This is a genomic window from Chitinophagaceae bacterium (assembly GCA_016713085.1).
Classification (GTDB): domain Bacteria; phylum Bacteroidota; class Bacteroidia; order Chitinophagales; family Chitinophagaceae; genus Lacibacter.
In genome coordinates this window covers 1,103,260-1,126,181 of sequence record JADJPV010000001.1, presented here as the reverse complement: position 1 = coordinate 1,126,181, position 22,922 = coordinate 1,103,260, and the positions used below count along the sequence as shown (strand labels likewise).

Here is a 22,922-nt window from a genome sequence, read left to right as displayed (position 1 = left end):
AAAATGAAAATTCCTTTTGTTGATTTATACGCACAGTACCTGACGATTAAAAAAGAAATTGATTCAGCTATTGAACAAACCATTGCAAACTCCTCTTATATTGGAGGTGCTGCCATTAAAAACTTTGAACAGTCTTTTGCTGACTATGTTGGTGTAAAGCATGTGGTTGCCTGTGCCAACGGAACCGATTCGATGGAAATTATTTTAAAGGCATGGGGCATTGGTGAAGGCGATGAAGTAATTGTTCCTGCACATTCATGGATCAGTACATCCGAAGCTGTTGGCAATGTTGGCGCAACACCTGTATTTGTGGATGTGGAAGCTGATTATTTTACCATTGATGTTTCACTGATAGAAAAAGCCATTACATCCAGAACAAAAGTGATTATTCCTGTTCACTTATATGGGCACCCTGCAGATATGCCAGCCATTATGCAAATTGCTGCCAAGCATCAATTGAAAGTAATGGAAGATTGTGCACAGGCACATGGGGCAAGCATTCATGGAAAGAAAGTGGGTTCATTTGGCGATGCAGCGAGTTACAGTTTTTATCCCGGCAAAAACTTAGGTGCATATGGTGATGCAGGTTGTATGACAACTAATGATGATGCACTGGCAGAAACCATCCGCATGATTGCCAATCACGGACAGAAAGGAAAACACAATCATTTGATTGAAGGAAGAAACAGCCGGCTCGATGGATTACAGGCAGCGATTCTTTCTGCAAAACTTCCACACCTTGAAAATTGGACGGAGGCAAGAATCAATCATGCAGCAACCTATACAACACTTCTCCGCGGCAGCTCCGTTAAAACCCCGTTGGTGAAAGAGGGCTATCAACATGTACATCACTTGTATGTGATTAAAACTAATCACCGTGAAGAGCTGGTACAGTTGCTGAAAGAAGATGGTATTGAAACAGCTGTACATTATCCAACTGCATTGCCTTTTCTTCCCTGCTATGCCAACCGGCATTTTCAGCCGGCCGATTTTCCTGCGGCATTTGCCAATCAATCACAGATTCTTTCCATTCCCTTATTTGCAGAATTAACAACGGAACAGATTGAACGGGTGGCTTCACTGATCCATTCATTTGAACATGTTTCAGTTCAGGGATAAAACTGTTTTTATTCTTTCTCCTGAACGATGGGGAACCATGAAAGTGAGCAAGCATCATTATGCACTGGAACTTGCTGCACAAAACTGCCGTGTTTATTTTATTGAACCACCGCAGCTCTCCCATACCGGTATTGAAATTAAAACCTGTGCTGATCATCCCCTGATTCGTATTGTAAATTATAAACCTGTTTTCAGGGCCAAACGTTTTTTGCCTTCTTTCCTGTATTCTTTCCTGTTAAAGCAACAAGTAAGTGCACTGCTGAAAAAAATTAATGCGAAACCGGATGTGGTATGGAGTTTTCAGGGCTACCTGTTTCAAAACCTGCAATGGTTTGGTGCGCCGGTGAATCTTTTTTTTGCAGCCGATCAGTTCTGGTATGATGAATTACCTCCTGAAGTTTATTCTGCAGCGCTTTCATTAGCTGTATCTGATACCATTTATGAACGGATGAAACAAAGCGGCAGAGCGGTATATATGATTGGTCATGGTTTGCAGAAAAGTTTTGTACTGGGAGCAGAAGAACTGCTGAAAAACGGAAGCGTTGTTTCGGAAAATAAAAAAATCACTGCAGGGTACACGGGTAATCTGAGGATGGAAGCATTAGACAGAACAACCATGATGCAGGTAATTGAAGGAAACCCCGAAGTGAAATTTATTTTCTGGGGATCATATCAACAAAGCGATCTGAATCTTGGAGGAGTAACAGATAAAGAAGCGGATGGGTTTATTTCATTTCTTGAAAACAAATGTAATGTTGAATTGAGAGGTGCGGTAAACAGTGAAGTGTTACAGGAACAGATGAAGGAAGCTGATCTGTTCTGGCTTTGCTGGAAGATCGGTGTAAACAGTGTATGGGATGGCTCCAATTCACATAAACTGCTGGAGTATTTGTCAACTGGTAAACCGGTTGTTGCACATCATGTAAGCAGTTATGCAAATACAGATCTGTTATATATGCTTCCCGCAAAAGAGAATACCGGTTATGCTGCCCTGTTTCAGCAAACCATTGAGCTGGTAAAAAAGGGGGAAGAAAAGAAAGTGATTAATAAACGGCTTCTGACAGCAGTTGAAAGTTCTTATTCAAAGAAACTTCAGCAGATCGCAAAACTGATACATGAAATTAAGACCTAACTATCCATGCCTGTTTTTCTATGTATAATTTATCCGTAAGATTAAAAAACCGGCTCAGGTATTTATTGTATTCAACCTTACTGAGCCGTTTTGGTTTTGGAAACAGGATCAGTAAAACCATTTGGGAACAGCAGTATAAAGATGGCACCTGGAATTATCTTTTTTCAGAAGACGAAGCGGCACATTATTTTTCCATCTGTGAACAGATTAAAAAACATGCTGCCTCTGTTTCCATTTTGGATATTGGGTGCGGTAACGGTGTGCTGTATGATTACTTATTTAAAAATTTTCAGGGTTCATTGAAATACAGCGGCATTGATCTTTCTGAAAATGCAATCAGAATTGCAAAGGAAAAATTCAGTTCTGCAGACTTCAGAAAAGTAGATTATGATGCAGATGATGTAACTGGCAGGTTTGATGTAATCGTCTTTAATGAAACCATTTATTATTTCAGCCGGCCAATGAAAACTCTTGCAAAAGCTATTAAGGAAAACCTGCATGCAGGAGGGGTGATCATCATCTCTATGTGTGAAGACAGCAGGCATACTTATATCTGGGAGAAAATTGCCGTTGAATATAAACTGCTGGCTGAGGAAACAGTTGAAAACAGGAAGGGGCAGAAGTGGACAATTAAATGCATTTCATCCCTCCCAATAGGGATAAGTTAAACAAGGATGTCAAAAAAAATCTGTCTGATTTCTGATCTTCATCTTTCCTCCAATCCAAGAACATGGAAAGAAGCGAGTACACTGGCTGCTGCGGGTTATGAAGTGGTGATCCTCACTATATGGACATCATCCGAAAAAAGAGAGAAGGATCTGTTACTGATCCAGGGAAAGAATATTATTTATAAAGCTTCCCTGAACCTGATACCGGGAGAGATCAGGTTTTTGAAACGGTTTTATATCCGTTTACGCAGAAGGCTTGCACGTGATCTGAAAAGAATACTGAATATTGAATCTTCCTGGTGTATCGGCTATGCACCACAAATCATGACAGAGGCTGCATTGAATGAAAAGGCTGATTTATATATTGCCCATACTGAGTTTGGAATCCTGGTGGGGAAAGAACTGATCCGTAAAGGTGTGAAACTTGCTTATGATATTGAAGACTGGTACAGCCATGATTATCTTGTTCCTGAACGGCCGGTTGCATTATTTAAATCGCTGGAGAATTTTGCTCTGGAGAATAGCGTTTACTGCAGTTGTCCGTCTGAATCAATGGCAACCGCTTTAGAAAAAACCTATTCTTCAGGAAAGAAAGCGCATGTTTTGTATAATGGTTTTTCTGAAAAGGAAAATGCAGCTGAAGTTGTCGCAGCAAGCAACGGCTCATCTCTTGTTTGGTTTTCTCAAACAATCGGCCCGGGCAGGGGCCTTGAAACGATTCTGAAAGCATTGCATGTTCTGGAAACAAAGATCGAATTGCACTTGATTGGAGCATGTGTGGCAGGATATGATGCCGAGTTAAATAGAATATTTCCGTTTAACAAAGGACATCAATTAATCATTCATCCTGCTGTAAAGCATCATGAGCTCGTTTCAATACTTGCTCAGCACAATATTGGCTTGGCAATTGAGAACAATACTCCTGAGAATAAAAACAGAACTGTTTCCAATAAAATACTGCAATACCTGCAGGCCGGCATCAAAGTACTGGCTACTGATACCGAAGGGCAGAAAGAGGTGGCAGCTTTTTTTCCTGATACAGTGACAACTGTTCCGGTTGATCATCCTGAGTTATGGGCTAAGCAAATTGACATACTGTTACAATCAGCACCGGTAAACCGAAGAACCCAGCTGCAGCAATTCAATGAACAATTTTCATGGGAGGCACAGGAAAAAAAATTACTTGAATTAGTGAAGAAGGCAATCAGTGCGTAAAAAGATTCCATCTATTGTAATGCTGCATCATGTAAGTGACGATCCTTCACATGCATCATTAAAGCCATACAGCATCAGCAGGAAGATTTTTCTTCAATTGCTGAATTACCTGGAAGAAAACAAATATGAAACGGTCGGGCTTGATGATCTTGTTGCAGGAACAGCAGTGAGCAAAAAAAATTATTCTCACATTTGATGATTGCCCGAAACATTTATTTGACTTTGCGATTCCCGAATTGCAGAAGCGGAAAATGAAGGCCAGCTTTTATATGCCAACTGCACATATTGGTGGAACCAACAGCTGGGATACAGAAGAAGGAAGAGCAAAAGTGGAATTAATGAATGAAGCTGAGTTAAAAGAACTGAGCAGGCTGGGGATGGAAGTGGGGGCACATTCACATCATCATATCCGTTTAAAAGGAATTGAAGAAGCAGCTTTGCGGTTTGAAGTAAGAGAATGTAAAAAAATACTTGAATCAATTACCGGCAAAGAGGTTTGTTCATTTGCCTACCCGTTTGGTTCGGTGCCCAAAAATTACCGGGCTATATTAGCAGCTGCCGGTTACAGCTATGCCAACAGCATTTATACTCCTTTTGAAAATGATTTGGCGTTGCGCCGTTTTATTTATCATGATGGGGATACCGTTGAAACACTAAAGCAAAAACTTTCCTTTGCGTATCAATGCTACCGCTTTTTTACCGATCCTCTGAAACGTTATTAATCAATTGATGGAAATAAGAACCGTAAAAAAAGAAAACAGGATAGGTATTGTTGAAACCATCCGTGGATTGGCGGCACTGGCCGTATGCCTGTTTCATTTTTCCAAAGGAAATATGGAATTCACCGGCAGTGCTGAATGGTACCAGCGCATTGTAACACATGGATGGCTGGGAGTTGAGGCTTTCTTTGTTTTATCCGGGTTTATCATTCCTTATTCGCTGGTGAAAGGCGGTTATACCATCAAACGATTTTTCCAGTTTTTTGCCAAGCGATGCCTTCGTATTGAACCGCCTTACCTCTTATCAGTTGTATTGGTGATAGTGCTTGCTTACCTGTCAACCATTGTTCCGGGATTTAAAGGTGATCCGTTTCAGTTCAATCTATGGCAAACGGTTTCACATATAGCTTATTTACCCGAACACCTCGGATTTGAATGGCTGCTTCCTGTTTACTGGAGCCTTGAAGCAGAGTTTCATTATTATATTTTAATTGGATTGTTGCTTCCTTTTCTCTGGAAGAGCAAATGGACCTTACTGATTGGATTTGCAGCCGGGTTAACAGCCAGCTTCTTTATCCATTTATACGTGTTCAGTTATATGCCTTTATTTGTAATGGGTATTGGAGCAGCGGCTTATAAAACAGGAAGAATTAACCGGGAACTCTTTTGGGGAGTACTTGCAGTGGCCGTTTCTGTGAGCCTGGTAAGAGGGCAGTTGTATACAATGCCACTTACCGGATTAATTACTGCTTTACTGATCTGTTATGCAGAATTCAAATCAAGGATCACTGATTTTCTCGGCAAAATTTCTTTTTCACTTTACCTGTTGCATGTTCCCATTGGCGGACGAATCATCAACCTTGGCGGACGGTATGCTGATACAGACTGGAAAGTATGGCTGGTATTACTCGCTGCGTTGATTGTTACCCTTGTTGTATCATGGGTGTTTTATAAACTGGTGGAATATCCATCGCAGTTATTATCTAAAAAAATTACCTACAAAAAAGTTGAAACGGGTACTGATCATATCGCCGCACTTCCCGCCAGTTAATGCACCTGATATGCAGAGGGTGCGGATGAGCCTTCCCTTTTATAAAGAAATGGGCTGGGAAGCTGAAGTGATTTGTGTGGATGAGCAATATACAGATGGGTTTACAGATGAATTGCTGAGTGAAACCATTCCTGCAGATATACCTGTACATAAAGTGAAAGCTTTACCTCTGCGGTATACAAGAAAGTTCGGACTTGGAAGTTTATCTATCCGTTCCTATTATCATTTTAAACAAAAGGGAACTGAACTGTTAGAGAAAAAAAAGTTTGACCTGGTTTTTTTCTCAACGACCATGTTTCATGTTATTGCACTGGGACGCTACTGGAAGGAAAAATTCGGAGGTCCATTTGTTGTTGATATGCAGGATCCCTGGCGCAATGATTTTTATCTCAGCAGACCAAAGTCGGTAAGACCGCCCAAGTTTAAAATGGCCTATACGATTCATAAAAAAATGGAAGCCTATACGATGCCGCATGCAGATGGTATTATCTCTGTATCGAAAGGGTATATCAATGAATTGCAACGGCGGTATCCCGTGTTAGCATCCATTCCATCCGTAGTGATACCATTTGGGCTGGCAGAAAATGATTTTGTATTTACCAGGAGGAAGCAGATTGCGCCTGAAGTTATTACAGCAACAAAAGACAAGATCAATGTAGTTTATATCGGCGCTTTATTAAGACAGGCTTTTATTCCGATGTTGAGAGCCTTGTTTACTGCACTTAAAACCCATGTAGCTGATATTGATCAATATCATTTTTATTTTATTGGCACCAGCTACGCTACAGGTACACAGGAAAAAATTGTTGAAGAACTGGCTGATGAATTGGGTATTCCGCAGCTTGTAACGGAGATACCGGAACGTATTTCCTACTTCTCTGCACTGGCAACATTAATGCATGCAGATATCTTACTGATTCCTGGTTCTGTTGATAAGGATTATAACGCATCAAAAGTGTATAACAATGTATTTGCCGGCAAACCTGTTTTTTGTATGTTTCATGAGAAAAGCCTGGTATTTGATTTTATCAGAAAAACAAATGCAGGGATTGCAGTAGGATTAAATGAAGACGACAACGAAGTGAGTATGCTGGCAAAAATTGAAGAAGTAATGCCCGGGTTTCAAACACTTCATCTTTTAAAGCCGGCAGTAATTAAAACGGAGATAGATAAATATTCTGCCTTTAATATGACAGCCCGGCAGGTTGAACTGTTTAATAAAGTTGTTTCCTGAAACGTCTTGCCATCATAACAACACATCCAATTCAGTATAATGCACCGTTGTTTCGGTTACTGACCGAAAGAAAAAGAATTGATGTAAAAGTATTTTATACCTGGGGTCAATCGAAAGATGAAGTGTATGATGCAAGATTTGGAATGAAACGAAGCTGGGATATTCCTTTGCTGGACGGGTATGATTACGAATTCATTGATAACAGATCAAAACATCCTGACTCGAACAGGTTTTGGGGAATTATCAATCCGGGTTTAAACAAACAAATAAAAGCAGAAAATTTCGAGGCTGTAATGGTTTACCGCTGGAGTGTATTCAGTCATTTGAAAATTATGCAGGTGATGGGAGGATCGTCCCGTTTGTTTTTCAGAGGTGATTCACATTTGCAGAATAAAGGAACAGGAATGAAGGAGTTTGTAAAAACACAAGTCCTGAAATTTGTTTACCGTAACGTGCAGAAAGTATTTTATGTTGGCAGCCTCAACAGGAATTATTTTTTAAAGTACAGATTAAAAGAAGAACAATTAGTTGCTGCTTCCCATGCAGTAGATAATCATCGGTTTTCTTCTGATCATGAACAATGGGAAATAAAAGCTGCAGCAGAACGGAAAGAATTACAGATTCCTGTGAATGCAGTTGTTTTTTTTATATGCCGGAAAATTTTATGCATTAAAGCAGTTAGATGTTTTGATCAAAGCATTTCAGCAGTTGAAAGGAGAAGAATACCGACTGCTGCTGTATGGAAACGGAGAACAGGAGCAGGAGTTGAAAGAACTTTCGAAGAGTGATACAAGAATTATTTTTCAACCCTTCAAAAATCAATCGGAGATGCCGGTGGTGTACAGGGTGGGTGATGTATTTCTGCTGCCGAGTAAAAGTGAAACATGGGGGCTTGCCGTGAATGAAGCAATGGCTTGTGGAAGACCGGCGATTGTAAGCGATCATTGCGGTTGTGCACCTGAATTAATTGAAGAAGGAAAAACAGGATTTACATTTCATACCGGTAATGCAGACGATTTGTTTCACTGTATAAAGAAGTTTGAGAGCAGGGATGCTACATTGCAAATGGGTAAAGAAGCCTTAAAACATATTGAACATTTTTCATTGGAAAAGATTGCAGAGGTTATTGAGGAAGAAGTGATGAAGTAAAACGGGTTGCCGGGAAGGCGGGAAGAGGATGTTTGCACGCAGAGGTGCTGAGTTCACAGAGGACAGGGGAGTTGGGAATTAGGGGGTCAGAGGCATACAGAAGTTAAGTGAATGCATCATTGAAGGCCAACTACTAAGAGTAAGATTTCTCATTGATGATTCCGCAACTGCGTTGCTCCATCAATTCGAGATGACTGGTAAAATAAAAATTATTCTTACAAAGTATAATTGACAAATAGCTTCATTGAAGAAACTCGCTATTATTACATCGCACCCTATACAGTATAATGCCCCGCTATTTCGGGTACTTACTGAACGGAAGAATATTGCGGTGAAAGTGTTTTATACATGGGGGCAAACAAAAGATGGATTGGTGTATGATCCTGATTTCAAAAAAGAGTTTAAATGGGATATCCCTTTACTCGACGGGTATGAACAGGAGTTTGTTGAAAATATTTCGAAGACTCCCGGTGCAGGAAATTTCAGGGGGATTGATAACCGGGATCTGATTGAACGGATTGATCAGTATAACCCGGATGCATTGCTTGTATATGGCTGGAGTTTTAAAAGTCATTTACGGGTGCTGCGTTATTTTAAAGGAAGAAAAAAGATCATCTTCCGTGGCGATTCAACTTTATTAGATGAAGCCATCGGGTTTTCATTCAGGAAAGCAGCGAGGCGTTTTTTTTTAACATGGGTGTACCGGCATATTGATGTGGCACTGTATACAGGAGAAGCGAACAAAGCTTACTTTATACAGCATGGTATAAAAGAATCACAGTTACACTATGCTGCCCATGCCGTGGAGAACGAACGGTTTTTTGATACAGATGACCGTTATGAAGCAAAGGCCAACACATGGCGCAGAGAGTTAGAGATTCCGGATGAAGCCCTTGTGTTTTTATTTGCAGGTAAGCTTGAAGAAAAGAAAGACCCGGCTTTACTGATCAGTGCATTTAAAACCTTGACCAATCCCGGTATTCGTTTATTGATTGTTGGGAATGGGTTACTGGAGCAAAAGCTGAAAGAGCAGGCAGCAGGTGATGAGCGGATACTCTTTCTTGATTTTCAGAATCAGCAGTTGATGCCGGTTGTTTACCGGTTGGGCAATGTGTTTGTACTGCCATCCAAAGGGCCGGGAGAAACCTGGGGACTGAGTGTAAATGAAGCGATGGCCTGTGCAAGACCCGTGGTTGTAAGTAATAAATGTGGGTGTGCGGCCGACCTGGTTAGTGAGAACGGTTTTGTTTTCAGTGCCATGAATCAACAGGATCTTGAAAAAACAATCCGTTTTTTTAGTGAACATACATCACCAATAAACAAAATGGGTGAAAAAAGTTTCCGCCTTATTGAATCATTTTCTTTTACGAAAATTGCAGAAGCCATTGAATTCGTAGCATGAAGCTGAACAAAATTATTTTCGTTGTCATTGCATTATTGATTGCTTTTTCATTTACCCTGGCGGGTAATATGAGAACGGAGGAAATTACAGCTATTGGGTTATTTGTTTATTTCCTGCTGAATTTTATTGATTCCATCGGTAAGTCGTATAACCTGATGGATATTCCCATCCTGCTGGCTCTTTTCCAGTGTATGCTGATGCCTGCCATTGTGTTTCATGTATACAATGAAGATGCCATGGTGATTGCCCTGAAATATGATATGGGTGTTAGCGCAGAGGTTTATTATGGGTATATGTTTCCTGCGGTAATTGCGCTGATCATCGGGCTTAAACTTCCGGAGATGCTGCAGGCTTCTTATGGGTTAAAATTTACTCTGGCAGTAAATGAATCAAGGAAATATCTTAAGGGGAAGGGCAACCTCGGAATATTAATGATCATCATTGGTTTTGTTTCCGGTTTTTTACAAATTTTTATACCCGGTGACTTGCAGTATGTAGCCTATCTTTTTGGAAAGCTGTTATATGTGGGAGTACTTTATACTTTTTTTTCTGATTCGAAAAACAGAACATGGTACCTGGTTGGCGGTATTGTAGCTGTAGTTGCCAATTCACTGGCTCAGGCTATGTTTGGAGAACTGGTGTATTTGCTGGCATTGTCAGTTATGCTGGTTCTTTTGGGAAGAAAAATCACCAATACATTAAAATACAGTATTGCGATTGTTGGGTTCATCTTTGTGGTTGTACTGCAAAGCATCAAGAGCGATTACAGGGATGTGGCGTGGAGAGGGCAGGGAGGTGACCAGGGAAATACAGAAGCATTTTTTACCCTGTTTATTGACAGGTTGGCCAGCCCGGATCAGTTTTTCGACTGGACACTGATGTTTCCAACTGTGAACCGTTTTAACCAGGGAATGATCATCGGGAAAGTGATGGTGCATATTCCAAAAACTGCCCCTTATGCTGAGGGAGAAACCATTTTTACTTCCCTGGCAGCATCCTTTGTGCCAAGGCTTTTATGGCCCGATAAGCCAATATCAGGTGGCCAATTTAATATGGAACGTTTTACCGGGTTTAAGATTGTAGGATACAGCATGAACATAAGCCCGATGGGGGAAGCCTATGGAAATTTTGGTGTACAGGGGGGGATATTTTTTATGTTAATTTATGGATTGTTTTTTTCAGGAGTCATTTATTTATTACTGAAAGTGATCCGTAAAACCCCGACACTGATTCTATGGTTTCCGGTATTATTTTTAAACTCAGTACAAATTGAAACAGATATCCTGATGTGTGTGAATTCATTACTGAAGAACATGATTTTTATCGGGTTCTGTTACTGGGCCGCCGACAGATTCCTTCGTTTAAAACTCTGACTTTTGCTGAAGAAACGCATCCTGATTTTTTATGATCATTTCTATCCTGCCTATAAAGCAGGTGGACCTGTCCAATCGCTTGTAAACCTGGTAAGGGAGTTGTACAAAGACTATGATTTTTTTATTGTGTGCAAGCCACATGAAATGAATGAAACTGAGAAGTTGGATGGAATAAAAGATCAATGAATGGACGAACTGGGATCAAAAAGCACAGGTGATGTACTGGAACTATTCATGGAAGGCAAGAGCAGAGCTAAAGAAAATTATTCTGGAAGTAAAGCCCGACTCGATTTTTATTAACGGTCTGTTTTCTCTTTATTTTAATATTCTTCCATTGAAGTATGGAATTGCATACAGCAAACTGCATACGGGAAGCAGGGTTGTTTTATCGGCAAGGGGAATGCTTCATCCCGGTGCTTTATCACAAAAGCCGCTTAAGAAAAAACTCTTTTTACTACTGTTCAAACTGTTTGGATGGCATCAACAGATAAGATGGCATGCAACCGATGAGCAGGAAATAAATTATATCCGGAATGAAGTTGGAGCTTCAGTTAATGCAGAAATAGCAGGAAATTTTCCAAACTTATTGCCAGTTGCATCTGCGCCGGAAAAAAAAACAAATGAGTTGGTAATGGGTACGGTTGCATTGATCAGCCCCATGAAGAATCATTTGGAAATCATTAAAGCACTGCAAACAATAGAAGCAGTAATTGTGTGGCATATTTATGGCCCGGTCAAAGACGCAGCTTACTGGCAGCAATGTAAAGAGCTGATTCAACAGTTGCCATCAACTATTGCAGTTCAATATCATGGTGAACTGCCACCAGCTGAACTTGCATCGGCAATGAGTAAATTTCAACTGTTCATCATGCCCAGCAAAAGTGAAAACTTCGGTCATGCGTTACTGGAAGCATTCAGCGCAGGGAAGCCGGTAATAACAACCAACACAACGCCTTTTAAAAATTTGCAGAAAGAGAAAGCCGGGGTAACTGTTTCTGCAACCAGTCTTGCAAGTGAATTACCGGAAGCCATTCGTTTTTTTGCGGCTATGCAGCAGGATGAATTTTCTGTTTATGCAGCGAATGCCGCCACTTTTGCAAGAAATTTTTTTGCTGCAGAACAACTGCGACAGCAGTATCAACATTTATTTACAACAGCGTAAAGAGCTTTGAAACTTTATCTTTGCGCCCTTAATTTTTCAGAATGATTATTTTAGGAATTAATGCTTATCATGCCGACAGCAGTGCGGCTATTTTTGTGGATGGGATTATGATAGCAGCCATAGAAGAAGAACGTTTTCGCCGGGTGAAACATTGGGCCGGGTTTCCATCGATGGCCATTGAATTTTGTTTGAAGGAAGCCGGTATTACATTAAATGAAGTGGATCATATTGCCATTGGCCGTGATCCATGGGCTAAGCTGGGAAAGAAAATTTTATTTCTCGCCATGAATCCGCTTGGTGGAATTACAGCTGTGAAGAACAGGTTGAGCAATGCTAAAAAAGTGGCTTCACTTGAAGATGAGTTTGCAAAGATTGCATCCATTGATAAAGCTACATTTAAAAAGAAGATTCACCAGGTAGAACATCACCGCAGTCACCTGGCTTCTGCTTTTTTTGCATCACCCTTTGATGAAGCTGCTTTGCTGTCCATTGATGGATCAGGCGATTTTACAACTACGATGATCGGCATCGGCAGGGGTAATCATATTGAAATTCTTGACTCAGTTGATTTCCCTCACTCTGTTGGTATTTTCTATACAGCACTTACACAGTGGCTGGGCTTTCCGCATTATGGTGATGAATACAAAGTGATGGGGCTTGCTCCTTATGGTGAAGCAAAATATGTTGATCAGCTGAGAGACCTGATTGAGTTTACAAATGATGGATTGTTTAAATTAAATCTGAATTATTTTCGGAATCCCAACAGAGGCATCATTTCTTATGGTGATGATCATATTCCCGTTGTTGCTACTTTGTTTACAGATTATTTTGAAAAGAAACTGGGTAAAGCAAGACAGAAAGGAGAGGAGCTAACACAGTTTCATAAAGACATGGCAGCTTCGGTTCAGCGGTTTACAGAGGAATTAATTTTTCATATTCTCAATGCTCTGCAAAAAAGAACCGGGCTGAAGAATGTTTGTATTGCCGGCGGTGTTGCACAGAATTCAGTTGCTAATGGAAAAATTACAACCAGGACCTCTTTCACCAATGTATATATTCCAAGTGCCGGACATGATGCAGGTATTTCTATGGGGGCGGCTTTGTATGTGTATAATCAAACATTATTGCAGCCACGCAAACCGGCTATCTGGTCGGCTTATACGGGGAATAAATTCAGTAATGATGAAATTGAACAATACCTGCTGTCAAGAGATATTAAATACAAAAAACTAAGCGATGAAGAACTGTATGAATATGTAGCTGACCGTTTGATCAATGCAGGAGTAGTAGGATGGTTCAGCGGCAGAAGCGAATTTGGTCCAAGGGCTTTGGGTGGACGTTCTATCCTCGCCGATCCACGAAGAGCTGATGCAAAAGATTTGCTGAATGCAAAGATCAAACGCAGGGAAAGCTTTCGCCCATTTGCGCCTTCCATACTGAAAGAATATGTAGAAAACTTTTTCACCATTGATGATGTAGTTCCGTTTATGGAAAAAGTGTTTCCGATCCAGGAAGGAAAGAGAAGCCTTATTCCAGCAGTTACACATGTTGATGGAACAGGAAGATTACAATCAGTTGATCAAACAGTTTCGCCAAGATATTATGCATTGATTGATGCGTTCAGAAAAAAAACAGGTGTTCCTATTTTGTTAAATACATCGTTTAATGAAAATGAACCTATTGTCAATTCACCTGCAGAAGCGCTGGATTGTTTCCTGCGTACACAAATGGATATGCTGGTGATGGAAAATATAATTGTAGAGCGGTAAGATGAAGGTCTCCATCATTACTGTTGTATATAACCGTGAAAAAACAATTGAACGGTCCATACAGTCTGTACTCAATCAATCTTACAAAAACATTGAGTACATTATTATTGATGGTGCATCGAAAGATGGAACGATGAAAATCGTTGATCAGTATAAAGAAAGGATTGCCGTAGTCGTTTCCGAAAAAGATAAGGGCATGTATGATGCGCTGAATAAAGGCATCAAAGCAGCAACTGGCGATGTAGTAGGAATACTTCATGCAGATGACGAATTTGCTTCCAGTTTTATTATTGAAAAAATTGTTCAGCATCTGCAGGGCAATACTGCAACTGATGCTGTTTATGGTGATGTTGGTTTTATCAAAGAAGAACAACCGGATAAAATTGTACGGTATTATTCATCGGCCATTTTTAAAACCAGTTTATTTAAATGGGGATTCATACCGGCACATCCAACATTTTTCTGTTACAGGAAATTCTTTGATCTCTATGGTTTCTACCGTACCGACTTGGATATTGCTGCTGACTTTGATTTGCTCGTGAGGTACCTGCATCAGCATCAGCTACGAACTGTATATATTCCTGAAATGCTGGTAAAGATGAATATGGGTGGAAAAAGCACAAGCGGCATCAGCAGTACCTTGAAGATCAACAAAGAGATCAAACAAATTTTGAGTGAACAACAATTACCATCCAGTTATCTGCGTTTGTACGCAAGATATTTTATTAAAGTGCTGGAGTATGGGAGGAGGAAATGAGTTGTTCAACACAGAGAGAGGATGATTTTCGCTTCGCTCAAATGATTGCCACGGAGGCACAGAGTGCACGGAGAAGGAAAGAAGAAAAACGTGTTTGTTCGCAAAGCGACTGCAATGGCAGAGATATTTTATTAAATTGCGGAAATATTGACAGGAAATTGAATTTTAACCTATCTAAACAATAAACCAAAACTGATGAAAAAAGCGTTGATTACAGGTATTACGGGACAGGATGGAGCCTATCTTTCTGATCTCTTATTAAGAAAAGGATATGAAGTGCATGGCATTAAACGCCGCAGCTCCTTGTTTAACACCGACCGTATTGATCATTTATACGAAGATCCGCATATTGATAACCGCCATTTTGTACTGCATTACGGCGATTTAACCGACAGCTCTAACCTGATCCGTATTATCCAGGAAGTGCAGCCCGATGAGATTTACAATCTCGGTGCCATGAGCCATGTAAAAGTGAGCTTTGATATTCCTGAATACACGGCTAATACCGATGCTATCGGCACACTGCGTATACTGGAAGCCGTAAGATTGCTTGGCTTGAGTGAAAAAACAAGAGTATACCAGGCATCTACTTCTGAATTATATGGATTGGTGCAGGAAGTACCGCAATCAGAAAAAACACCGTTCTATCCACGGTCTCCATATGCAGTCGCAAAAATGTATGGCTTCTGGATTACGGTAAATTATCGTGAAGCATACAACATGTATGCATGTAACGGTATTTTATTCAATCATGAATCTCCCTTACGTGGAGAAACATTTGTTACAAGAAAAATTACAAGAGCTGTTGCAAAGATTGCACTCGGCATGCAGGATAAATTATACCTCGGTAATATGAATGCGAAAAGAGACTGGGGTCATGCGAAAGATTATGTAGAAGCCATGTGGCTTATGCTGCAGCAGGATAAGCCGGAAGATTTTGTGATTGCAACGGGAGTTACAACAGAGGTAAGAGATTTTGTACGCATGGCGTTTGCTCAGGTAGGTGTTGAACTTGAATTTAAAGGTGAACAGGAAAAGAAGTTGGAGTTGTGAAATCCTGCTCAAATCCTGCTTATCAATTAGCAATTGGAACAGAAGTAGTAAAAGTTGATCCTGCATATTATCGCCCAACAGAAGTGGAACTGTTGATTGGTAACCCGGCGAAAGCGAATCAGAAATTAGGATGGAAACCAAAATATGATCTGCAAGGATTGGTAGAAGAAATGGTAGCAGCTGACCTGGATATTTTCAAGAAGGAAAAGCTGTTGAAGGATAGCGGTTTCAAAATCAAAAATCAGTTTGAGTAATGGAGAAGAATGCAAAAATATATGTAGCAGGGCATCGTGGAATGGTGGGCTCGGCCATTGTAAGAAAGTTACAGAGTGAAGGATATGAAAATCTCCTCCTCCGTACATCTTCTGAACTTGATTTACGAAATCAACAGGTAACAGAAACTTTCTTTAAAGAGCATAAACCTGATTATGTTTTTTTAGCTGCAGCTAAAGTGGGAGGTATTATTGCCAACAATACATACCGTGGTGAGTTTTTATATGAGAACCTGATGATTCAGAATAATGTGATTGATTCTGCCTACAGAAACAGTGTTACAAAATTATTGTTCCTCAGGTCTTCCTGTATTTATCCAAAGTTTGCACAGCAGCCCATCAAAGAAGAATATTTGCTGACGGGTACATTGGAAGCAACCAATGAGCCCTATGCTATTGCAAAAATTGCAGGGCTAAAAATGTGTGAAGCCTACCGCAGCCAGTACGGTTGTAATTTTATTTCGGTGATGCCAACAAACATGTATGGCCCCAATGATAATTATGATCTGCAGAATTCGCATGTGTTGCCAGCTTTGTTACGCAAAATGATTGTAGCAGAAAGAACCAATCAACCGGTGGTTGAAATATGGGGAACAGGTACGCCACGCCGTGAGTTTCTGCATGTAGATGACCTGGCAGATGCCTGTTATTTTATTATGCAGCAATACGATGGGGCCGACTGGCTCAACATTGGAGTTGGTGAAGATGTTTCCATTAAAGAGCTGGCTGAATTAGTAAAGGAAATAGCCGGATATAAAGGCGAATTGAAATTTAACACAGATAAGCCAGACGGCACCCCAAGAAAATTATTAGATGTATCAAGATTACATGCACTTGGCTGGAAAGCTAAGATTCAATTAAAAGAAGGCATACAAAAAGTTTACCAGGAAGTGAAGTCACTTCCTTTCTGATCATGTTTGGATTATTCAAAAAAAAGAACAACGCTTCAGGCTCTGTTGTTATTGATTACAGTGGCTTGAAAGTGGATATGCATTCGCACCTGTTGCCGGGTATTGATGATGGTTCACCTGATGCAGAAACATCCGTTGCTTATATAAAAGCAATGATGAAGCTGGGGTATCAGAAATTCATTGTTACTCCGCATATCTATGCTGATCTGTATCCAAACACTAAAGAAACCATTCTTGCAGCACATAAAGAATTAAAAACGAAACTCAGCGAAGAAAATATTGATGTTGAAATTGTTGCAGCTGCAGAATATTTTATGGACGATGTATTTGCTGAGCGTTTAAGTAAGAATGAACCATTGCTTACACTGCATAAGAACTGGGTATTGGTTGAGATTTCATTTATGAGTCCGCCACCTGATTTGAATAATATTATTTTTGAACTGATTGCAAAAGGCTATCAGCCTGTACTTGCACATCCGGAGCGTTATAATTATTATCACAGTAATAAAGAAATCTATCACCGGTTTAAAGACCAGGGATGCCTGTTGCAGATCAACATGCTTTCCTTAAGCGGTTATTACGGAAAGGCTGTTCAGGATGCAGCCCATTTTATTACCAAAGAAAAAATAGCTGATCTTATCGGAACCGATCTTCATCATCAGCGTCACCTTGAAGGATTGCATCAACCCGCACTTTTTGCAGATGTACAACAGGTACTGCAAACCAATTCCATTCTTAATTCCACTCTTTCGTTTTTTTGAGCAAACCCCGTCTATTCATTTTTCTTAACCGGCTTGCAGTTGGTGGCCCTGCTATCAATACATTAAGTGTTGCTGCAGAATTAAGCCGTGATTTTGAAATTCTGCTGGTTGCCGGTGAACCCATGCGTGATGAACAGTCTGCTGAATTTTTATTAGAGCAATACAAGGGGTTTACTGTAAAACAGATCAAATCGCTCAGAAGAACAATTCTGCCAATTCAGGACATCAAATCTTATTACCATATCAAAAAAATCATCCGGGAATTCAAGCCTGATATTATTCATACACATGGGGCAAAGCCGGGTGTAGTTGGCCGCCTGGCCGGATGGCGGATGAACGTGCCGGTGATCATTCATACATTTCATGGTCATGTTTTTCATTCTTATTTCAGTTCATTTGTTTCCCAGCGAATTGTATGGATTGAACGGATGCTGGCAAAAATCTCCACTGCTGTTATTGCCATTAACCAAACACTGAATAATGAACTGGTCAATAAATATAAAATAGCTGCAGCCGAAAAAGTAAAGCTGATCAGGCTCGGAGTTGAAACAGAAAAGTTTACTGATGCTGATGGAGCGAAAAGACAATCATTCCGCCAGGAATTTTCTTTAAGTGAAGATGCACTTGTTATTGGAATTATTGGCCGTTTGGTTCCTGTTAAACAGCATTCGCTGTTTATTGAAATTGCTGAACAATTAATTCAATCAACCAATCAACCATTACGATTTTTCATTGTTGGTAATGGTCCTGAAAAAAACAAGATTGAACAATTGATTGTACAAAAAAAATTAATCTACACTGATACCAGTGAAGGATTTAACGGTACAGCTCAATTTATTTTTACTTCCTGGCGGCAGGATATGGATGTTGTTTATGCAGGACTGGATATTGTGATGCTTACCTCATTAAATGAAGGCACACCGGTTTCAATTATGGAAGCCATGTCTTCAGCAAAGCCCGTTGTATCAACAAATGCAGGAGGTGTGGCGGAATTGATTGACTCCGGCAAAACCGGTTTTGTGGGTACAACAAGAAAGCAATTAAGTGAGCAGGTAGGAATGTTAATTGAGGATAGATTGAAAAGAAATGAAATTGGCAGCAATGCATCGCAGTTTGCAACTCAACAGTTATCGAAAGCATACGAAGTGGAGCAACTGAAGAAGCTCTACTTAGAGCTGATCCATAAAGCCGGTAAATAGTGTGTTACGGATTATCTGTTTTCCTGTTGAACATTTTCAGTTTGCGATTGTTATAGTGGGTATCAACCAAAAAAAATGAACAAGTTCACCATTAAAGATCTTGAAAACCTGAGTGGAATTAAAGCCCATACCATCCGGATATGGGAGCAACGCTATTCGTTTCTGAAGCCTCAACGTACGGCCACGAATATCCGCTATTACAGCAACCAGGAACTGAAGATGCTGCTGAATATTTCACTGCTGAATAAATACGGCTTCAAGATTTCCCATATCAACCGGATGACGAATGAAGAACTGAAGGAGAAAAACGCTGACTCTTTCCGGTGGACAGGCACAGCAGGAAAGGATCGTGAATGAACTTATTCAGCACATGGTTGATCTTGACCTGGATGCATTTGAATATGTGATTGATCAGTTCATTGTTTCAAGAGGGATTGAAAAGGCCATTACATTTATCATTTTTCCTTTTCTTGAACGTATTGGAATACTCTGGCAAACAGATCATATTAACCCCGCACAGGAGCATATCATTACCAATATCGTCCGTCAAAAAATTATTGTTGGCATTGAAAACATCATCACTCCTTTATCGCTCAAAAGCAGTGTATTGTTGTTTATGCCGGAAAACGAACATCATGAACTGGGGCTGCTGTTCCTGCAGTATTTGCTGAAAAGCCGGGGAGTAAAAACCATTTACCTCGGGGCAAATGTTCCATTGAAAGATCTTGAGTTTGTTGTTACGTTAAAAAGGCCTGATTATGTGTACACTCACCTTACAACAGTGATCAGGGAGTTTAATTTTGATAAGTTTATTAATAACCTGAAGACCAGGTTGCCCTCTACAAATATTCTTATTTCCGGATTGCTGGCACAAACATTTGGAAAGAAAAGCCTGCCGGGAAATATCCGTTTTTTAAAGTCATTGGATGAAGTAACAGACTTTATTGCAGGAATGAAGTAAGTAAAATAGGGCATAGCTATAAATTTTGAATCCCCCGCTTTGGGGGATTTTTTGTAACCTGCTGATTTATTGTGTTTTATCTTTTTTAGCAAAGTGTTAAACAAAAAATTTGTTGTTATATGATTACTTTGTTTAACTTCGTAGTAGAAATAATTAAACAATAACTATATGTCGGCAGTTGAATTCGATCAGATGCTGGTCAAGAACACTGACTTTTTAAAGCCATTTGCCTTTACACTCACAAGGGATAACGAAACTGCAAAAGACCTTTTGCAGGAAACAATGTTCCGTGCATTGGCCAACCGTGAGAAATATAATGTTGGTACCAATGTGAAAGCATGGCTGTACACCATCATGCGGAATATTTTTATTAATAATTACCGCCGCCGTGTAAAGCAAAACACCATTTTTGATTCAACACCCAATGATTTCTTTCTTAATTATCAACAGGCAACTGTTTCTAATTCGGCCGAAACAAGTTTGCAGATGAAAGAAATTCAGGCAGCAATTCATCAGTTGCCGGAAATATTCAAGAGCCCCTTTATGTTATATTTTGAAGGATTCAAGTATCATGAAATTGCTCATATTCTCAACGAGCCTATAGGTACTATCAAGAGCCGTATTCATTTTGCCCGTAAATTGTTGAAAGAACAAATCAGCAGATATTAAAATAACCAACCAGATTGTCAAAAAAGTAATTGTAATTGGAAGTGGATTTGCAGGCATGTCGGCTGCATCTTTTCTGGCCCATGATGGCTGGGAAGTAACTGTACTGGAAAAACATTCTATTCCCGGCGGACGTGCAAGAAAAATGGAAGCAGAAGGATTTGTATTTGATATGGGCCCGAGCTGGTACTGGATGCCTGATGTGTTTGAACATTATTTCAATTCCTTTGGGAAACAAGTCAGCGATTACTATGAACTGAAACGTCTTGATCCATCTTACCGTGTTTATTTTGAACATGAAGCTTGTGATATTCCTGCATCTTATGCTGCATTAAGAGAGCTGTTTGAAAAGATTGAGCCTGGCAGCGCTGTGCATCTTGATCGTTTCATGGATGAAGCGGCGTATAAATATGAAGTGGGTATGAACAAACTTGTTCATCAACCCGGACAATCATTAACAGAATTTGCAGATCTTGATTTCCTGAAAGGAGTTTTAAGGTTAGATGTTTTTACTTCCATCAAAACACATGTACAGAAACATTTTAAAGATTCACGCCTTCGCCAGTTGATGGAATTTCCTGTTTTATTTCTTGGTGCATTGCCTGAAAAATGCCAGCCTTATACAGCCTGATGAATTATGCCGATGTAAAATTGGGAACCTGGTGGCCAATGGGTGGTATGTATAAAATTGTGGAAGGCATGCACAGTCTTGCTGTTGAATTGGGTGTAAAATTTGAGTTCAATAAAGATGTGGAATCTATACAGCTTCTGAATGGAAAAGCAACAGGTGTTGTGGCTGATGGAACATATTATGAAGCAGATGTGGTGATCAGTGGTGCCGATTATCACTTTACCGAAACAAAATTACTCCCTGCTGAGTACCGTTCTTATTCCGGTTCATACTGGGAGAAACGTGTAATGGCACCTTCCTGTTTATTGTATTATGTTGGTTTGAATAAAAAGTTAAACAACACAACTCATCATTCTCTTTTCTTTGATACAGATTTCGAAAAGCATGGCAAGGAAATCTATACTGATCCGCAGTGGCCATCTGATCCACTCTTCTATGTAAGTGTAACCACTGCAACCGATCCTGCCGGAGCACCTGAAGGGTATGAGAATTTATTCTTCCTGATTCCTGTTGCAGCAGGATTACAAAATGATACGGAAGAACTGAGAGAAAAATACTTTACTCACATTGTTCAACGATTTGAAAATAGAATTGGTGAACCAATCACAGAAAATATTGTTTATAAAAATTCGTATGCAGTAAGTGATTTCGTACATGATTACAATGCGTTTAAAGGGAATGCATATGGCTTGGCAAACACTTTACTCCAGACAGCTGTTTTAAAACCGGGATGTAAGAGTAAGAAGGTTGACAATCTATATTATACTGGGCAGTTAACAGTACCTGGCCCGGGAGTACCGCCGAGTTTAATCAGCGGAGAAGTGGTTGCAAAACTGATCAATAAACAATTTTCAAAACCTGTTCAAACCAACATGAGTTTATGATGGAACTGTTTCATGAAGTAAGCCAGGCCTGCAGCCGCAACACAACAGAGCGGTACAGCACCTCTTTTTCATCGGCCATTCGTTTGCTGCACCATGATTTGCGGCAACCGGTCTATAATATTTATGGATTGGTGCGGTTTGCCGATGAAATTGTTGATACGTTTCATGATCATGATAAGGCAACCCTGATTACTGAATTCAGAAAAGAAACCTTTGAAGCTATTGACAGAGGCATCAGTTTGAATCCTATCCTGCACAGTTTCCAGTTAACAGTCAATCAATATAAAATTGATCATGCATTGATTCATGCTTTCTTTAACAGTATGGAAATGGATCTGCATAATAAAGAATACAACAGCGATGGGTATAATGAATATATCTATGGAAGTGCTGAAGTGGTTGGGCTAATGTGTTTATATGTATTCACAAATGCTGACGTTAAAAAGTATGAAGAATTAAAACCTGCAGCCCGTGCACTGGGAGCAGCTTTTCAGAAAGTGAATTTTCTGCGGGATCTGAAAGCAGATTATAACCAGCTTGAACGTACCTATTTCCCCGGACTTGATTTTCGAAATTTTACTGCACATCAGAAACAGCAAATTGAAGAAGATATTCAGAAAGATTTTGACAATGCTTTTGCCGGAATTATTCACCTCCCTGTAAAATCCAGGTTTGGCGTATATGTTGCCTATAAATATTATCTCTCTTTGTTTCGCAAAATAAAGCGGGTGCAACCGGCTAAAATTATGCATGAACGTATCCGTATTCCTGACCATCATAAAATGATGATCCTGCTCAGAGCAGGAATTCGCAGTCAACTTAATATCATGTAAC

The 22,922-nt window shown here is 40.0% G+C and carries 20 protein-coding genes and 3 pseudogenes; all 23 read left to right on the top strand.

Annotation, left to right across the window (positions count from 1 at the left end; genetic code table 11):
• The first annotated feature begins 3 nt into the window (after positions 1–3).
• The 23 genes and pseudogenes from IPK31_05365 (at position 4) to IPK31_05255 (ending at position 22,921) form a co-directional block, all read left to right on the top strand.
• Positions 4–1,119 carry a DegT/DnrJ/EryC1/StrS family aminotransferase gene (locus tag IPK31_05365; protein ID MBK8087408.1) on the top strand — a complete coding sequence of 372 codons (1,116 nt, stop codon included), beginning with the start codon at positions 4–6 and terminating at the stop codon, positions 1,117–1,119.
• Positions 1,100–2,251 (top strand): hypothetical protein, encoded by a 1,152-nt coding sequence (locus IPK31_05360; protein ID MBK8087407.1) that lies wholly within the window; start codon positions 1,100–1,102, stop codon positions 2,249–2,251. Before IPK31_05365 ends, IPK31_05360 begins: the two co-directional genes overlap by 20 nt.
• A 65-nt stretch (positions 2,252–2,316) precedes the next feature.
• Positions 2,317–2,919: a class I SAM-dependent methyltransferase gene (locus tag IPK31_05355; protein ID MBK8087406.1), complete on the top strand. Its 603-nt coding sequence runs from the start codon at positions 2,317–2,319 to the stop codon at positions 2,917–2,919.
• Positions 2,920–2,925: 6 nt separating this feature from the next.
• Positions 2,926–4,134 (top strand): glycosyltransferase, encoded by a 1,209-nt coding sequence (locus tag IPK31_05350; GenBank protein ID MBK8087405.1) that lies wholly within the window; start codon positions 2,926–2,928, stop codon positions 4,132–4,134.
• Positions 4,127–4,330 (top strand): hypothetical protein, encoded by a 204-nt coding sequence (locus IPK31_05345; protein MBK8087404.1) that lies wholly within the window; start codon positions 4,127–4,129, stop codon positions 4,328–4,330. Before IPK31_05350 ends, IPK31_05345 begins: the two co-directional genes overlap by 8 nt.
• Positions 4,314–4,856 carry a polysaccharide deacetylase family protein gene (locus IPK31_05340; protein ID MBK8087403.1) on the top strand — a complete coding sequence of 181 codons (543 nt, stop codon included), beginning with the start codon at positions 4,314–4,316 and terminating at the stop codon, positions 4,854–4,856. Before IPK31_05345 ends, IPK31_05340 begins: the two co-directional genes overlap by 17 nt.
• A 7-nt stretch (positions 4,857–4,863) precedes the next feature.
• Entirely contained in the window at positions 4,864–5,904 is a 1,041-nt protein-coding gene (locus IPK31_05335) for an acyltransferase (protein ID MBK8087402.1), read from the top strand.
• Complete coding sequence (locus tag IPK31_05330; protein ID MBK8087401.1) at positions 5,861–7,138, top strand: glycosyltransferase; 1,278 nt, start codon at positions 5,861–5,863, stop codon at positions 7,136–7,138. The genes IPK31_05335 and IPK31_05330 overlap by 44 nt, the downstream gene beginning before the upstream one ends.
• A 630-nt stretch (positions 7,139–7,768) precedes the next feature.
• Positions 7,769–8,287, top strand: coding sequence for a glycosyltransferase family 4 protein (locus IPK31_05325; GenBank protein ID MBK8087400.1), 519 nt, complete (start codon positions 7,769–7,771; stop codon positions 8,285–8,287).
• A 244-nt stretch (positions 8,288–8,531) separates the two neighbouring features.
• Positions 8,532–9,689, top strand: a complete 1,158-nt coding sequence (locus tag IPK31_05320; protein MBK8087399.1) for a glycosyltransferase family 4 protein — start codon at positions 8,532–8,534, stop codon at positions 9,687–9,689.
• On the top strand, positions 9,686–11,062 hold the full coding sequence (locus IPK31_05315) for a hypothetical protein (GenBank protein ID MBK8087398.1): 1,377 nt from the start codon (positions 9,686–9,688) through the stop codon (positions 11,060–11,062). Before IPK31_05320 ends, IPK31_05315 begins: the two co-directional genes overlap by 4 nt.
• Before the next feature lie 3 nt (positions 11,063–11,065).
• Positions 11,066–11,248 (top strand): hypothetical protein, encoded by a 183-nt coding sequence (locus tag IPK31_05310; protein MBK8087397.1) that lies wholly within the window; start codon positions 11,066–11,068, stop codon positions 11,246–11,248.
• A gap of 31 nt (positions 11,249–11,279) precedes the next feature.
• Positions 11,280–12,224, top strand: a complete 945-nt coding sequence (locus IPK31_05305) for a glycosyltransferase (protein ID MBK8087396.1) — start codon at positions 11,280–11,282, stop codon at positions 12,222–12,224.
• A 41-nt stretch (positions 12,225–12,265) separates the two neighbouring features.
• Positions 12,266–13,993 carry a carbamoyltransferase gene (locus tag IPK31_05300; GenBank protein MBK8087395.1) on the top strand — a complete coding sequence of 576 codons (1,728 nt, stop codon included), beginning with the start codon at positions 12,266–12,268 and terminating at the stop codon, positions 13,991–13,993.
• Position 13,994: 1 nt separating this feature from the next.
• Positions 13,995–14,750: a glycosyltransferase gene (locus tag IPK31_05295; GenBank protein ID MBK8087394.1), complete on the top strand. Its 756-nt coding sequence runs from the start codon at positions 13,995–13,997 to the stop codon at positions 14,748–14,750.
• Positions 14,751–14,945: 195 nt separating this feature from the next.
• Positions 14,946–16,057 (top strand): annotated as a pseudogene (gene gmd / locus IPK31_05290) (GDP-mannose 4,6-dehydratase).
• Positions 16,057–16,986, top strand: a complete 930-nt coding sequence (locus IPK31_05285) for a GDP-L-fucose synthase (GenBank protein MBK8087393.1) — start codon at positions 16,057–16,059, stop codon at positions 16,984–16,986. The pseudogene gmd and the gene IPK31_05285 overlap by 1 nt, the downstream one beginning before the upstream one ends.
• A 2-nt stretch (positions 16,987–16,988) precedes the next feature.
• The gene (locus IPK31_05280; protein MBK8087392.1) at positions 16,989–17,747 is read left to right on the top strand and encodes a histidinol phosphatase; all 759 of its coding nucleotides are present in this window, start codon (positions 16,989–16,991) and stop codon (positions 17,745–17,747) included.
• Positions 17,744–18,946 carry a glycosyltransferase gene (locus tag IPK31_05275; protein MBK8087391.1) on the top strand — a complete coding sequence of 401 codons (1,203 nt, stop codon included), beginning with the start codon at positions 17,744–17,746 and terminating at the stop codon, positions 18,944–18,946. Before IPK31_05280 ends, IPK31_05275 begins: the two co-directional genes overlap by 4 nt.
• 75 nt (positions 18,947–19,021) lie before the next feature.
• Positions 19,022–19,907 (top strand): annotated as a pseudogene (locus IPK31_05270) (MerR family transcriptional regulator).
• Positions 19,908–20,075: 168 nt separating this feature from the next.
• Complete coding sequence (locus IPK31_05265) at positions 20,076–20,576, top strand: RNA polymerase sigma factor (protein MBK8087390.1); 501 nt, start codon at positions 20,076–20,078, stop codon at positions 20,574–20,576.
• 55 nt (positions 20,577–20,631) lie between these two features.
• A pseudogene (crtI, locus tag IPK31_05260) lies at positions 20,632–22,088 on the top strand (phytoene desaturase).
• The gene (locus IPK31_05255; GenBank protein MBK8087389.1) at positions 22,085–22,921 is read left to right on the top strand and encodes a phytoene/squalene synthase family protein; all 837 of its coding nucleotides are present in this window, start codon (positions 22,085–22,087) and stop codon (positions 22,919–22,921) included. The pseudogene crtI and the gene IPK31_05255 overlap by 4 nt, the downstream one beginning before the upstream one ends.
• The last annotated feature ends 1 nt before the right edge of the window (position 22,922 follow it).

Bases quoted from the DNA above. Each gene is read 5' to 3' on its own strand.
- IPK31_05365 (MBK8087408.1), top strand. From the start codon at position 4: ATGAAAATTCCTTTTGTTGATTTATACGCACAGTACCTGACGATTAAA.
- IPK31_05360 (MBK8087407.1), top strand. From the start codon at position 1,100: ATGTTTCAGTTCAGGGATAAAACTGTTTTTATTCTTTCTCCTGAACGA.
- IPK31_05350 (MBK8087405.1), top strand. From the start codon at position 2,926: ATGTCAAAAAAAATCTGTCTGATTTCTGATCTTCATCTTTCCTCCAAT.
- IPK31_05335 (MBK8087402.1), top strand. From the start codon at position 4,864: ATGGAAATAAGAACCGTAAAAAAAGAAAACAGGATAGGTATTGTTGAA.
- IPK31_05325 (MBK8087400.1), top strand. From the start codon at position 7,769: ATGCAGTTGTTTTTTTTATATGCCGGAAAATTTTATGCATTAAAGCAG.
- IPK31_05315 (MBK8087398.1), top strand. From the start codon at position 9,686: ATGAAGCTGAACAAAATTATTTTCGTTGTCATTGCATTATTGATTGCT.
- IPK31_05305 (MBK8087396.1), top strand. From the start codon at position 11,280: ATGTACTGGAACTATTCATGGAAGGCAAGAGCAGAGCTAAAGAAAATT.
- IPK31_05300 (MBK8087395.1), top strand. From the start codon at position 12,266: ATGATTATTTTAGGAATTAATGCTTATCATGCCGACAGCAGTGCGGCT.
- IPK31_05295 (MBK8087394.1), top strand. From the start codon at position 13,995: ATGAAGGTCTCCATCATTACTGTTGTATATAACCGTGAAAAAACAATT.
- IPK31_05285 (MBK8087393.1), top strand. From the start codon at position 16,057: ATGGAGAAGAATGCAAAAATATATGTAGCAGGGCATCGTGGAATGGTG.
- IPK31_05280 (MBK8087392.1), top strand. From the start codon at position 16,989: ATGTTTGGATTATTCAAAAAAAAGAACAACGCTTCAGGCTCTGTTGTT.
- IPK31_05265 (MBK8087390.1), top strand. From the start codon at position 20,076: ATGTCGGCAGTTGAATTCGATCAGATGCTGGTCAAGAACACTGACTTT.
- IPK31_05255 (MBK8087389.1), top strand. From the start codon at position 22,085: ATGATGGAACTGTTTCATGAAGTAAGCCAGGCCTGCAGCCGCAACACA.